The 14,571-nt window shown below is 46.8% G+C and carries 10 protein-coding genes and 2 pseudogenes; 1 reads left to right on the forward strand and 11 read right to left on the reverse strand.

Annotation, left to right across the window (positions count from 1 at the left end; translation table 11 throughout):
• On the reverse strand, nucleotides 1-2,138 hold a 2,138-nt coding region (locus HQ50_RS02285; RefSeq protein WP_039428587.1), incomplete at its 3' end, for a C25 family cysteine peptidase.
• A 728-nt stretch (nucleotides 2,139-2,866) separates the two neighbouring features.
• Here HQ50_RS02285 and HQ50_RS11105 point away from each other — a divergent pair.
• Nucleotides 2,867-3,052 carry a DUF1661 domain-containing protein gene (locus tag HQ50_RS11105; RefSeq protein ID WP_235317915.1) on the forward strand — a complete coding sequence of 62 codons (186 nt, stop codon included), beginning with the start codon at nucleotides 2,867-2,869 and terminating at the stop codon, nucleotides 3,050-3,052.
• A gap of 143 nt (nucleotides 3,053-3,195) precedes the next feature.
• On the opposite strand, the gene HQ50_RS02290 is transcribed toward HQ50_RS11105, so the two are convergent.
• The 10 genes and pseudogenes from HQ50_RS02290 to recO form a co-directional block, all read right to left on the reverse strand.
• Entirely contained in the window at nucleotides 3,196-4,215 is a 1,020-nt protein-coding gene (locus tag HQ50_RS02290; protein ID WP_039428095.1) for a GNAT family N-acetyltransferase, read from the reverse strand.
• Nucleotides 4,196-5,119 (reverse strand): PG_1841 family phosphatidylglycerol lysyltransferase-like protein, encoded by a 924-nt coding sequence (locus HQ50_RS02295; protein WP_026292391.1) that lies wholly within the window; start codon nucleotides 5,117-5,119, stop codon nucleotides 4,196-4,198. The genes HQ50_RS02290 and HQ50_RS02295 overlap by 20 nt, the downstream gene beginning before the upstream one ends.
• Nucleotides 5,120-5,219: 100 nt before the next feature.
• Entirely contained in the window at nucleotides 5,220-6,077 is an 858-nt protein-coding gene (locus tag HQ50_RS02300) for a neutral zinc metallopeptidase (RefSeq protein ID WP_026292392.1), read from the reverse strand.
• A 307-nt stretch (nucleotides 6,078-6,384) separates the two neighbouring features.
• A pseudogene (locus tag HQ50_RS11800) lies at nucleotides 6,385-7,593 on the reverse strand (choice-of-anchor J domain-containing protein); the annotation flags it as partial.
• A gap of 171 nt (nucleotides 7,594-7,764) precedes the next feature.
• Nucleotides 7,765-8,490: a choice-of-anchor J domain-containing protein gene (locus HQ50_RS11805; RefSeq protein WP_200880426.1), complete on the reverse strand. Its 726-nt coding sequence runs from the start codon at nucleotides 8,488-8,490 to the stop codon at nucleotides 7,765-7,767.
• A 461-nt stretch (nucleotides 8,491-8,951) separates the two neighbouring features.
• Nucleotides 8,952-9,149 (reverse strand): annotated as a pseudogene (locus HQ50_RS12390) (hemagglutinin); the annotation flags it as partial.
• 59 nt (nucleotides 9,150-9,208) lie between these two features.
• Complete coding sequence (locus tag HQ50_RS12395) at nucleotides 9,209-9,451, reverse strand: hypothetical protein (RefSeq protein ID WP_052074875.1); 243 nt, start codon at nucleotides 9,449-9,451, stop codon at nucleotides 9,209-9,211.
• Nucleotides 9,436-11,562, reverse strand: a complete 2,127-nt coding sequence (locus tag HQ50_RS02310) for a C25 family peptidase propeptide domain-containing protein (protein ID WP_081960027.1) — start codon at nucleotides 11,560-11,562, stop codon at nucleotides 9,436-9,438. Before HQ50_RS02310 ends, HQ50_RS12395 begins: the two co-directional genes overlap by 16 nt.
• Before the next feature lie 393 nt (nucleotides 11,563-11,955).
• On the reverse strand, nucleotides 11,956-13,704 hold the full coding sequence (locus HQ50_RS02315) for a phospho-sugar mutase (protein ID WP_039428097.1): 1,749 nt from the start codon (nucleotides 13,702-13,704) through the stop codon (nucleotides 11,956-11,958).
• A gap of 72 nt (nucleotides 13,705-13,776) precedes the next feature.
• On the reverse strand, nucleotides 13,777-14,514 hold the full coding sequence (gene recO, locus HQ50_RS02320) for a DNA repair protein RecO (protein WP_039428100.1): 738 nt from the start codon (nucleotides 14,512-14,514) through the stop codon (nucleotides 13,777-13,779).
• Nucleotides 14,515-14,571: the final 57 nt, after the last annotated feature.

Below are 14,571 nucleotides of genomic sequence, written 5' to 3' on the forward strand. Positions count from 1 at the left end.
CGATTGCCGGCAGCAGGAGCTTCCCATTTGAGTGTCACTTTCTGTCCTTCTACAGTTGCAGACAAGTTCGATACTGGCTGGTAGGGGCTGGGCTCACCGGCCTGAACCTGCTTGATAACAGGAAGATAATTAGAACGAGTGATAACTACGTCATAATTACCATTTTCTGTGATCAGCTTTGTCATATTCACAGTAGCAACACCACTTGCATTCGCAACACCTGTTCCATACAAAACTCCATCTTTAGAAATAGCTACGTAAGAACCGGCAGAAGCCTGAATGCTATAGGTTGCCTGGTTTTGAGGCAGAGAGGCAGGAAGCGTATAAGTATTAGTCTTAGGCATTGCACGATAGGGCATAACCGAACCATCGCCAAGGACATGATAAGCTTCCCAATAGTAATGAGCACCAATATGAGTTATATTGCCGATATTTCCAGCATGAGTAGCAGCAAGATTACCGGCCCACATAATAGAGTTCACAGTGTTGTACGAATCTTCCAAGAATGTAGCATCATAAGACCCCATAGTCGTGCCTTCGTAAGTAGGCTGAACACCAAACACAGCATTAGCACCTACACTCCAATAGTAGTCCTCACCCCAATAAGAACTTGGAGACGAACCGATATAGGCATAAGCTCCTTTTTCCTTAACACGAGTTATTACCTCTCCAAAGCATGGTTGTGGATAATCGAATTGGGCTGTAATACAACAGTTACCAATAGCTAAGAAGTATTTGTCCTTATTTGTGAGAGCCTTTAATTGGCTAGTGGTCAGGGACGGATCAGCCCATGATGTCTCAGATCCATGCGCCGTATAGTTTACAAAACTGACACCGGTATTCAAGTGACTGTAGCAGCCTGTATAAGGAGCCTTGAGATAGCTGTACACGTCTGTATAACCATGTTCTTGGTTAAAGTAATACTGCATACCATATTTAATGGTTTGCTGACCTACCTTGGGATTCCAGTTATAGTCTGCACCTGCAATCAAAAGTACCTTTTCCAGGTAACTCTTGTCCGGCATGGTAGCCTTTTCATACATCAACACCTTATCAATGATGTTTTTCAGTTCTTCTCCGGAAGAAGCAGACATACGGAAAGAATACATTTCGGGGAAATAATCACCATCGACTGCACTGTAGTACAAGTCTGTGACCTCTTTCGTTTTTTTCCCTTTTTCGCCACTAATAACATCAGTGTCACCAATCAAAGCCAAGAATACGGGAGCAGCATTGGCGGCCAGACCATCATTGTATTTCTTGTGAATAAATGCTTTGATAGAGGCGTTGGTTGTTCCGACTTCAGCTTCGTCTGTGTAATGAACATCCAGATAGAAACCCTTCTGAGCCTTCCAAGTGAGCCAAGGCTTGAGAGCTTCTTTGAATTTTGCACCTGCAACAACAAGCATACGAGCCGGTGTCTTGTACAAATCAGGATGATCAGTATAAACATCTTTGTTGAAGAGCTGTTTGTAAGCTGTCTCGAAGTATGGGCTATAAGAAGCATCATACAAACGCTGCGTAGCAACTTCGTCTGCTCCTTGGAAGCTCACTTCGATTTCAATATTATTTCTTACTTTCAACTGGTTTGCAGCTGCATCATACTGAACAGGATTGATGGTAAGAGCCGCAACGCGAACACCGCGCATTGTCCCCAACACTTCTACTTGGGTCAGTTCTTGCCCGACAAAACCTTTGCGCGCATAAGCAGCAGCATTGTAAACAAAGGGAACCTTTTCCGGATCATCGCTCTTGCTCATAGAGGGTTGATGCGGCATAAGTTTTTCAGAACCATATTGGTTCAGAGAATAAACTTGTTCTGTAAAATTTTTCACGCGAACAATGGGGGTGGCACCGACAGGCACAGCAATTAACTTCCTAACTGCAGGTACTTCGGGAGAACCAATCTCACCGGTCGGGAATGCACCCGGAATTGACACTGAGGCGAAAGTACCACCCTTGGTCTCCACCTTCGTCAGCTCGACTTCATTGAACGAAAAGCTTGCATCGAACTGCTTGAAGCTATTGTTCGTGCATGTCGCTCGAGTAGTCGGAGCATCCAGCTTAATCTTGGCGTTTTGGGCGTAAAGACCAACTCCCAGAAGGGACGCCGCGATCAGCAATAATAATTTCCTCATACTTAAAAAACAATTTATGGTCGTGATTCAGAGAACCACGGCCGGGTTAAAAAAACAAAAAAGTCCACAAATAAGATTCATTTCAAGAACAAGACAACAAAAGAAAAGGAATTTATAAGGCAAGAATACTATCTTCTATTTCTGTTGGTACCCTTCTCAATGTGTTTTGTTGCGGCGCAATTTAGAGAAAAAATTCGATTTAAGAAGAGTTTAAGATTGCAAAGTACATGACTTCAATATAAGCGACAAGGAAGAGATCTCCATAAATGACTGTCAATTAGCCTCTTACCAAAACATTGGCTGTGTTTGAATGAGGAGATGAAAGGGTGAAAAGGTTCAATCTCCATCTCATTGTAACGTCAGTTCGATCTAAGCCAAGTTCCCCATTTGCACTTAGATCGAACTGACATTAAATTACGAGTCCACTATTATCATTACCTCAGGAGCAGAGGAAACCTGTCGAAAGACGGCTTTAGAGGGTTATTCTTTCTCTGCGAGCCATGCTTCGAAGAGAGGTTTCGATCGGTCGGTATAGGTTTGCGACTGCTAACGGCGACTTAATGCCCTGCAATCGGCGTTTTTCGCCCTAAGACGACCAATACCTGAGACACCGGGACAATCGACTCAATACAGAGCCTGAACCTATACTCGGAAGTCCGAGAAAGTACACATCACTACGCCCTCCCCCTGCGATGGTTTAGGCTCCAAAAATTGCCGGCTTTACAGCCATGAAAGTGTGGCGCGTAATTTTTTACGTTTTGGCTCGAGAGGGAAAATTTTTACGCGCCAAAGCGAAAAAATTCTCGCGCCGTTTTCTCAGGATTCACAGACCACAATCCGAGCATTTTCGGTTCGTAATTTATCGAAGTGGCAGGTTTTACCGCATTAAGATCAGAGATGTCAATTCGATCTGAGCGCAAATAGGGAAGTCGGGCTTAGATCGAACTGACGACATTGTATGTCAGGGCCTTGTAAAAAGTATTGCCTGAAAGCAATACTTGAAGTTGTTACGTTGCATTTACTTACAACGAAAAAGAAGAGCGGACTGAGGTTAATATCAGTCCAGCATGAGGAAAAGGGTGGAGGGGAAAGGGGAAAAAAGATCTTTGACTAAGGAGTCGGGAGTGTGATGTGGAAGTAAAGATATCTCAGGCTGTATATTGTCCGAAAAGGCAATGTGTCCCTTACTGATATGATAAGTACCATTGTGCTGAGGGAAAAGAGGGTCACTATATACAAAAGAGCGAGCTTCTGCAGGATGGTATTGAGCAAAGGCTTCGAGTATGGGTATAGGGCGCAGGATCCTGAGCATTCCGTATGGAGTACTTCCCGAATGTGCAAGAATAGAGGCATGGTCGCAATCCAAAGACCGGAGCAGGTGATCGACAAGTATGAATGCCACTTCGGTATCCCCTACAAGCAGTCTGACATCAAGACTATTCTCTCTCGGGACAAAACAAGCCTGACCTACAGTCTTACCGGCACCGTCCTGCAACATGGCAACATCCCCCCCAGCCAAAGAAAAATCCTTCAAAGCCGTTTGCCACTGCCCGAAGGTATGCTGTACGGCCAGGCGAATATCCATTTGCTCCTCGGCTGAGAGAAAGCCGTAATCTCCCTGTCCGATCGTACAGGTATAGCCTCTGGAAGACTTTCGTGGGATAGAATTCGGTCTATATAGGATTTGTTTCCGACCAAAGGCCGGCGCATAGCCACCGCTGCGAGAGTAGAAATCGTACAGCCAAGTTTCGGCCGGAATAAGGAAACTACAGACATCGCCACGGTCATACATGACCGAAAGAGCTTCTGTCATCATCGTATGCATAATGCCTTTGCCACGATGATCGGGGTGTGTGCATGCTCCGGAAATATAGCCGGCCGAGAAAGAAGTGCCAAAAATTCGCAGTTGATAAGGGAGCATTTGCAGATGTGCTACAGCCTCCCCCGTCTCGCTATACCGTAGCAACGTATCATCATCACGGAAAACTTCGTGGAAATAAAGGTCAATGAAAGGCTCGGGGTCATCGAAGCAGATGCGCCATAGTCGCACAGATGCTTCACGCTTGGATTCGGTCATGATCGCGCCGCAGTATGGCTGTTTGCTTTGGCAAAAGAATGGCAGGGCGATAAGATAGTTTGGCCTGACGCAGCCCCGGCAGCCCCAAGTCCTCCTCGCGATTGATGTAGCGGAATGTGTCCGGTATCGAACGGGCAAATTCTCTATTGATCATCGTAAACGCACCTTCCACCATAGCATCGGCCTTTTCGATATGTACTCCAAAAGTGTCGGCATTGATAGGGGAGCCTAAACAGAAAGCCACTACCCGGCCACGGACCCGTAGTACTCCTCCCGAAAGCCCAAGCTCCTGACGATGTCGAAAAGCACGCTCTACCATCTCTACCTCCAGCTCTCTTCCGTCCTGATCACCTCGGTTATCGAGCCATAGATGTGCCAGCATCAAGCATTCTTCGGCATCGCTATCCTTAACAGGATCGTATGTATAGTCGGGGTAGAGAGAAAGAAATTTATTGATATGATTGCGCTTGGCCTGCAACTTTTTGCCTGACAAAGTCGCTAAACTTTCACGTTCGTATATGTAGTCGCAATAGGCTTCATCCTCGATAAAGTAATACTCAGCCGAGCAATGCTCCTCGATACATCGGTGAATATCGGGAGTCACACCCATAAATATCAAGGGATAATCTTCGTGCACTACTTCCGCTTTCAGTCGATGGGCAGCAGCCACTACTCGCTCAGGATCGGCTCCCACAGGAAAGAGATAGACCGGATGACTACGGCTTTTCGGTTTGAAACGGATGATCAGACAGTCCTCCACAATAGCCCAAGACGTGCCATAGACGAAACTCCAGCAATAGAGATTGGAAAAAGCCAGGTCGCAAATTCTTGCCCCTGAAGAAAAAGTGATAGTCGTTATGGCCGATCTGTCAGTAGGTTCTACCGGTTTGAATTCAATATTCATTCGCATTGGTTTTGTCACCCCTCTGTTCATATCATATAAAGGGGAGACGTTAATTTATCGGTGAAACACCTTTACGAGCGAAAAAGTTTCATCGTTTTCCCTATTTCAATTCGGCAAATGTGTCACCTGCGGAGAAATCTCCCGTCTCGAACCCTCGTTTGAACCAGTACATTCTCTGAGAGGAAGTGCCATGAGTGAAAGCATCAGGTACCACATAGCCCTGCGATTGTTTTTGAAGAGTGTCATCACCGATAGCCTCCGCAGCTCTTATTGCAGATTCCAAATCCCCTTCTTCCAAAGCGATAATATTCATCTTCTGCGCATAATTAGCCCACAGACCGGCAAAGAAATCGGCTTGCAATTCCACTTTCACACTCATGCGATTATATTCCGCCTCGCTCACGTGCCCACGCATACTGTGCAGTTTATCCAATGTCCCCAACAGATGCTGTACATGGTGTCCCACTTCATGTGCCGTCACATAGGCCATGGCCAAATCTCCGGGGGCATGGAAACGATTGGCTAATTCATGGAAGAAATCGAGGTCGATATAGACTTTTTCGTCCGCCGGACAGTAGAATGGCCCTGTGGCTGCAGTGGCTCCACCGCAGCCGCTCATCGTTTCCCCTGAAAAGGTGACAAAAGTCGGTTTCTTATAGGTCTTGCCCAGCTCACGATCGAATATCTCCGTCCATACATCGTTGCAACTATTGAAAACTCGAAGAGAAAAGACTTTCAGATCCTCGTTTTCATTCCCGGAAATGTCATCACTTACCGCCTCCTGGCCCGGGACAAAAAGATCTGCAATTTGAAACAGTGCGTCGGGATCCTTGCCAAGGAATACTGCTATGATAGCAATAATAATGGTAATGAGTCCTCCCCCTGCAAGTCGTTTGCCGCGACGACCTCGCCTGTCCTCATAGTTCGACTGATCGTCATTTCCATTGATCCACTTCATATAGTTTTTGTCGGGATTAAAATTGCGATTGATTTCTGTTCGTATTCTCTCACACCATGAAAGTAACAAAAAATCAAAGGAATAGCTCTTTCTATGGCTTATTCGGTTGCAACAAAAGGGTCGCCCGACTCCTTTTTATGGAAGCCGGGCGACCGGTTAAAGCGATCGGTTGGTAGAGCACACCGATCGAAAAATAATCAGCTCGTTACTTTACAGCAAGTTTTTCTACGTAAGACTTGCCATCAACAACCACCATAACTGCATAGGAGCCGCCCTGAGCCGTGTAAACAACCGTGTTGCGACCCGCTGCNACAGCAAGTTTTTCTACGTAAGACTTGCCATCAACAACCACCATAACTGCATAGGAGCCGCCCTGAGCCGTGTAAACAACCGTGTTGCGACCCGCTGCCAGACGACGACCGTTCATGTCGTAGATCATGGCTTCGCCCTGGCAACTTACAGTGATCGTCTTGCCTACAACCGTAAGCGTGTAAGGCTTCTGAACCGTTACGTCTGCCAGAGAAGTGATATTCAACGTAGTTGTTTCCATAGCTGATTCCCCGTTCGGGTAAACAACCTTTACTCCATAAGTGTAAGAACCGGCTGCCAAGTCCGGATCGCGGTAAGTAGTCTCCGTTACGCCTGAGGCAATCTGTGTGTTATTACGATAGATCGTATAGGTATACAACGGAGCATTACCTGAAGTGATTACAACATCATCGAGGTTCAGCCAGAAGAAGTCNGAGGCAATCTGTGTGTTATTACGATAGATCGTATAGGTATACAACGGAGCATTACCTGAAGTGATTACAACATCATCGAGGTTCAGCCAGAAGAAGTCTGTACAGTTGAAGTGACGGAAAGCAACATACTTGGTGCCCGCTGGCAACTGTACAGTCTTTTGGTACCAAGTCCCCTGTGCACGAGTACCCCGAATAGCTTCAGGTGAAGTTACTACAGACTTAGCCGTCAGCGTCTCTTCCAACAAAGCGTTCGTGAAGTTCGCTGCATCATTACCCGTGGANACACAAGAACCACCTTCGTGACCGGAGAAAGAAGACCCTCCGGGAGGAGGTGTAGTCGTCCAGTTGTTGCCGTCGCCGTCGGCATCGATAGTCTTCCATGCGGAAGGTATGCCGCTCTCGAAACCTTCGTTCAAAACCTCGGCGCGCTTGCTTGCAGGTGCATTCCATTTAAGAATTGCATCCATACTGTTGGGGGCCTGCTCTGCAGTCAGATTCTGTACAGGATTGAACTCNGTGAAAGAAGACCCTCCGGGAGGAGGTGTAGTCGTCCAGTTGTTGCCATCGCCGTCGGCATCGATAGTCTTCCATGCGGAAGGTATACCGCTCTCGAAACCTTCGTTCACAACCTCGGCGCGCTTGCTTGCAGGTGCATTCCATTTAAGAATTGCATCCATACTGTTGGGGGCCTGCTCTGCAGTCAGATTCTGTACAGGATTGAACTGNAACCTCGGCGCGCTTGCTTGCAGGTGCATTCCATTTAAGAATTGCATCCATACTGTTGGGGGCCTGCTCTGCAGTCAGATTCTGTACAGGATTGAACTGCTGTGGATCAACTGTTACGTTTACACACTTCTTGGGTGATACGCCCGCCTGGTACTTAACCTCCACGCAATACTCATGATTGCCCGCAGCTACGCCCTCTTCTTCGAATGTAGTTGCCGTCAGACCCTCCTTGATCTTAGTGCCATCGCGATAAACCGTATAGGTATAATCGGCTGAGGAGCCTCCNACACCATCGTTTCTTCAAAAATTATTTCAAAGTCAGATGCTGCCGTTCCTGTCTTGGAGATGCACAAAGCGTAATGATCATGACTCCAACTCTGATTACCTTTCGAACCGACTTTATAGCTGATCTTTTGAGCTCCTTCCACTTTCGGAGTGATCAGATAATTATCAGGTGTAAGAGCCACATATCCTCCTCCCGGCTGAGGCAATGAAGAATAAGATATGGCTACGTTGCTCGCTCGTAACGGGGCAAGGGCTTCCCGATCTCTGCCGGTAAATTGGTTTAACTCTACGTCCCAATTGTTCCCGTCGGAATCGGCATCTAAAACAGTCCATCCCGCCGGAATAGAACCTTCTTCGAAGTCTTCGTTAAGCAATTCGGCGCGCTTGGCATTGGCCTTGATCTCGATGTCGTCCAGATTGATCCAGAAGAAGTCTGTACAGTTGAAGTGACGGAAGGCAACATACTTGGTGCCNGTAAGCGTCCCTCCATTAGCAAGAGAAAGCTCCGGCGTTACCAGATAGTTGTCAGGCGTCTGAGCTCCCTGATAGTTAATATAGGAAGCCGAAGAGACGCAAGAACCACCATTATGACCGGTGAAAGAAGACCCTCCGGGAGGAGGTGTAGTCGTCCAATTGTTACCGTCGCCGTCGGCATCGATAGTCTTCCAGCTTGANCAGGATTAGGGTCAGGATTAGGATTCGTTCCGTTGGGAGCATCCCACTTGAGCGTTACCTTCTGTCCATCAGCACTACCCGTCAGATTCTGTACAGGAGCAAATTCGTTGCCACCATTTATCGTAACACCCTTACATACCTTCGGAGATACGCCCGCCTGGTACTTAACTTCCACGCAATACTCATGGTTGCCAGGGGCTACGCCCTCTTCTTCGAATGTAGTTGCCGTCAGACCCTCCTTGATCTTAGTGCCATCGCGATAAACCGTATAGGTATAATCGGCTGANTCTTCTTCGAATGTAGTTGCCGTCAGACCCTCCTTGATCTTAGTGCCATCGCGATAAACCGTATAGGTATAATCGGCTGAGGAGCCTCCATCGCCGGTAATCACGACATCGTCCAAATTGATCCAGAAGAAGTCTGTACAGTTGAAGTGACGGAAGGCTACATACTTGGTGCCCGCTGGCAACTGTACAGTCTTTTGGTACCAAGTACCCTGTGCACGGGTACCCCGAATAGCTTCAGGTGAAGTTACTACAGACTTAGCCGTCAGCGTCTCTTCCAACAAAGCGTTCGTGAAGTTCGCTGCATCATTACCAGTAGAAGACGCGTAAACGGCATAGTGCTCTGACGCATAATTGGCATCCTGTGCACATACCCAGAAAGTAAGCGTCCCTCCATTAGCAAGAGAAAGCTCCGGCGTTANCCCTGATAGTTAATATAGGAAGCCGAAGAGACACAAGAACCACCATTATGACCGGTGAAAGAAGACCCTCCGGGAGGAGGTGTAGTCGTCCAGTTGTTGCCGTCGCCGTCGGCATCGATAGTCTTCCATGCGGAAGGTATGCCGCTTTCGAAGCCTTCGTTCACTACTTCTGCACGATTGCCGGCAGCAGGAGCTTCCCATTTGAGTGTCACTTTCTGTCCTTCTACAGTTGCAGACAAGTTCGATACTGGCTGGTAGGGGCTGGGCTCACCNCACGATTGCCGGCAGCAGGAGCTTCCCATTTGAGTGTCACTTTCTGTCCTTCTACAGTTGCAGACAAGTTCGATACTGGCTGGTAGGGGCTGGGCTCACCATTAGTGCTGATAGCCTTAACAACGGTCTCTTTGTTGTAACCGACCACTGTAAGGGTAACAGTGCTTTCATTTGTCAATCCTGCAAGGTTGATCGTAGCTGTTCCATTTTCGACAACTGCAGAACCGAACATCTTCCCATTGGCTGAAATCGTAGCAATAGCACCATTGAAATCGCAAGAAACATTGACTGAAGCATCTGTCAGATTGATTTGAGCAGGAGCTGTAACGGTCATGGTCTTGGGAGTAAGAGTGCGAACAAGCAATGAAGGATCTCCGAATACGGTCCAAGTGTCTGCTGTAGCAAATGCTGAAGCTTTGTATTTTTCAAGCATACCGAAGATACCATTAGTTGTAATACCGCCGAATGTCCGCTTGATGTTATTTGTGTGCTTCTCGCAAAGGATTTCGTTCATTTCATCTTGTCCACGCATGGGTGGGTTCCAAGGCTGGTTGATGGTAGATGCGATGATTGCAATAGCCCCGGTAGGCTTGTTATCTTTTTGTGCGCGCATCAATCCTTCTGCGAAACAAGGAGCGGAAGCAAGGAAATTACCATTGACACAAGCTACGTCAAAAACATACGGAAGTTGGTTGTAGTTGGCAAGCTGCTTCATATGAGTGGTATTGAAGCCGGAAGTACCCCAAGCAGTGTCGCTTCCATGTCCCGTATAGTTTGTGGTACATATACCGCTATTAAAATCGCTAATAATATGATTTGCATTAACGTTATAATCTCCAAACTGTTTTGAGATGTACGTGTAACCATAGCTTTCGAGCAAATTGGCAATCACGGTCTCATGCTGGATATCAGTTTCCCCATTGTCTGCGAAAGATCCACCGTCTGAAGAGGCTATACACAATGCGCGTCCCAACCAAGCTTCGTTGGCTTTGACATCACGCTCGTAGTGTATCGTACGATCGATTTGTGTCTTCAGATCGGCTTTGCTTTCGCAAGAGAAGCGACCGATAAATATTTCGTTGTAGTGGTCATTACCTACAATCTGACCAAATACCTGATCGGATTTTCCACCGGCGCCTTGTGCTGCCGGGATATGCTTGTTATCTCCGATAAGAAGCACATACATCAGATCGTTACCGGGTTTTTCATATTCGGCCTTGACAAAAGCTCTTACAGCGTTAGCCGTAACGGGAGAAGCAATCTCTTCTGCCACTTTCACTTCGGTACGGAGACCACGTTGGTTCTTCCATGCAACAAAGTCATTGATGTCATCTTTGAACTCTTGAGGGACGATGACGATCATACGGCCGTCTTGTTTTTCCTCCAAAGGAGTATAACGCCCCGGCTCATAGTTCATGAACAAGCGTTTGTATGTGTCTTCAAAACCGGCAAATGTCCCTTTCGCTTTCAGGGCGTTCTTACCCGGCTGAGCGGTTTCGCTCACAGCTACAGTGATTTCCGTGTAGATCCTGAGAGTCTTTGTCACAGGATTGTACTGCAGGGGAGCAAAGGTCACTACCTGACCACGTACATCACGAACGATAAAAGGATCATCGAGCGTGGCAATCTCTCCCGGGAAGAATTTGTCTTGCGAGTAGCTCTTTCCATAAACGTAAGGGATTTTATTCGGGTTCTCGTTACGCATAATCATTCCCTTGGAGGGAGCAATCAGGACATTTTTCTTTTCGATGAACTTAGAGGATATTACCTCCACTTTCATCTCACGAGTGTCTGAAACCGCCAAAGAGCGTGATAGAATGGGAAGCGTAGGCATCCCTTTTTCAGAAAGATTAACCCCCTCGGTATAGGTCGGCACTTGTGCCATTCCCTTGGGAGTTTGAACTTCGGTGAACTTGAGGTTGTCCATACGGAACTGAACCTTTGTCACCGATTGCTGAGCGGATTCGAGCAATCTCACATTCGGATTGCGTCCCAACTCTGCCTCCTGCGCAAATGCCATTCCTCCTAAGAGGGAGGAGCAAAGAGCAATCGAAACAAACTTGTTCAACTTTTTCATTTTGATAAAATTAAATATGATTTTATTGCGTGGTATACTTTCCGTTTTTATGTATTATAAAGTCTTCTTGGAAGACAAGAACCGCAGAAAATCCGGAAAAAATACCGCAGTCGCAAATATATACGCTTTTCCTGTAAATTCAATTACAATATGATTAATTTATATCGAAAAATAATGACACGAGGAGAACTTAATTCAATATTCGCTTTACATTCTTCTGTCATAGGAGCACTATTTATTTTTGTATTGAAAAGTCAGCACTTCTTTCCGATATGACTTTGGAGCCCAACGAGTATGTTCAGTGCTTATCATAGACTAAGGGCTGTGCCGAAGGGGAGAGTCCCCTGTGGCACAGCCCTTGATTCAATCTTAATCTATAGCCGAAAAAGCAGATCAGACACCGAGATCGTGGAGGATGGCGGCAATCTTTTCTTCCGCTACTGTATAGGCTCGGTCTAATTCCTGCTCGTCAGCAACAGAGAAATGAACTCCAATGTAAAATTTGATCTTCGGTTCAGTACCTGACGGACGGATGGAAACCTTGGTGCCATCCTCGGTCTTGTACTGGAGCACATTGCTCGTTGTAGGCATATCGAGTGAAAAATTCTCTCCACTTGTCAAGTCTTTTCCTTCGAGAGAAGCATAGTCCAATATTTCCTTCACGGGGGAGCCTCCGAGTTCTACAGGTGCATATTCACGATAATTTCTCATCATGGCTTCTATCTCTTCTGCTCCGGATTTACCTTTACGCACTACACTAAGTCCCTTTTCGTAGTAAAGACCGTATTCCAGATAGATGCTGCGAATGAGTCGATAGACACTCATACCCCGATCCAAAGCCCAAGCCGCCATCTCACAGAAGAGTGCACAAGCGGATACCGAACTCTTGTCCCGGATAAAGTCTTCCCACAAGAAGCCATAACTCTCCTCTCCACCTCCTATGTAGCGGCGGCGACCTTCATTCTCTCTTATTACGGCTGCTATCCATTTGAAACCGGTATAGCAGTCGAACATGCTCACGTGTTCCTTTTTCGCTATATCGCGGATCAATTCCGTGGTTACGATTGTCTTGACAATATAATCATCGGGACGCAAATCGCCCAATTCCTTGCGACGCATGATAGAATAATAGATAAGCAGCGAACAGATCTCATTGCCGTTGATGAGCACCATCCTGCCCTCATTATTACGCACGGCAACTCCTATTCTGTCTGCATCGGGATCGCTGGCCAAAACCAAATCGGCACCCGTCTCCTCCGCTTTGGCTATAGCCATGGCGAGAGCTGCAGGCTCTTCGGGATTGGGAGAATGTACCGTAGGGAAGTCTCCGCTTACTACATCCTGCTCGGGTACGTGAATGATATTGGTAAAACCATATTCACGCAAAGCACGGGGTACCATCGTACTTCCCGTACCGTGGATAGGCGTATATACGATCTTCATATCCCGATGACGGGCAATGCTTTCGGGAGAGAGACTCAGTGCCTTGATTTCGGTTATAAAAGCCGAATCGATATTCTCACCTATCATCCGAATCAGTTCGGGCTTGGCTTCGAATTTGATCTCATCGACGGAACGAATCCGATTGACCTCGGCAATGATATTACGATCGTGTGGGGCTATGATCTGTGCCCCATCTTCCCAATAAGCCTTATAGCCGTTGTATTCCTTAGGATTGTGCGAAGCTGTAATCATCACACCGCTCTTACATCCCAGACGACGAATAGCGTAGGATATTTCCGGAGTAGGACGAAGCTCCTCAAACAGATAGACCCCGATACCGTTGGCCGAGAATACAGCCGCTGCCGTATCGGCAAAAAAGCGGCTATTGTTCCGACAGTCGTAGCCGATAACGACATTGATATCCGAAGAGCCGGCAAACTCGCGCAAGAGGTAGTTGGAGAGTCCTTGAGTAGCCGCACCTACCGTATAGCGATTCATACGATTGGTTCCGGCTCCCATGATACCGCGGAGTCCGCCCGTACCAAACTCCAAATCTCGATAAAATGCATCCACGAGTTCGGTCGTATCCGCATTGTCCAGCATGGCCTGAACGGATTTTCGAGTGGAGTCGTCATATTCTGTTCCGAGCCAAATTCGGGCTTTGGCACGCACTTGATCCAATAATTTGTCTGTTTCCATAAGTATTTTGTGTTTCTGCGATACGCACAAAGATAAGTTTTCCGTACTGTTTCCAGGTTAGAAATGAAACAGTCAATCGAACAAAGCCGAAAGAATGTCGGGCGTCTTCAGCAGAGGGAAAGGCGGAAGATGAAAGCGATAGTAATCCACCAGATAATCCAAAACCTGTCTTCGCTCGGCCCTCGAAAGCCGAAAAGCTTTCATATTATCGAATGTAATACGGCTAAAGAGCTGTAAATATGTCGATTGATGGGGTGGGATTCCTCTTCCATGAGCAGGAGCATTCGACACAAAGCGACCATCGGCAGGATCGAACCAACGAGGAATAACACTTCCTTTGAACTGTAAATCGGGTATCAGCCCCAACGGAACAAGCAAACGAAAAAGGAAAGCCAAATGAAAATTGGCCATCGACCCATCCATTTCTTCGAGCTTGTCTATGGAAGAAGCCACAAAATCATACAGATTCGTATCGGCTTCCGGCAGTCGTAAGATCAGATAAAGAAATTCTGTCAGAAAGAGTGCTATACTATTCCTTACCGGATCGGACTGAATACGGCCACGCGAACTGCATAGCTTGGCTTCTTTGATGAAGTGCAAATCGCGGTGCGGCTTGTGTTCGGCCGTTATCTCCAGTTCGTTCAGAGGAGAAATAAGCAAACGCAAACTACCGCCACTTTTCCCTCGCTTGGATGAACGTGGTATCAAATAGGACACTCTGCCACTCTCTCTACTGAAAAGATGGGCTATACTATAACTATCGTTATAAGCCGTATTGTGAAGAACTATTGCTCTGCTGACTATAATCATGACTAACCGAAGATCGATACAAATATCGTCTATTCAGTCGTCTGAAACAATCGTTTT

Origin of the sequence: Porphyromonas sp. COT-052 OH4946, assembly GCF_000765965.1 — a bacterium.
Lineage (GTDB): Bacteria > Bacteroidota > Bacteroidia > Bacteroidales > Porphyromonadaceae > Porphyromonas > Porphyromonas gulae.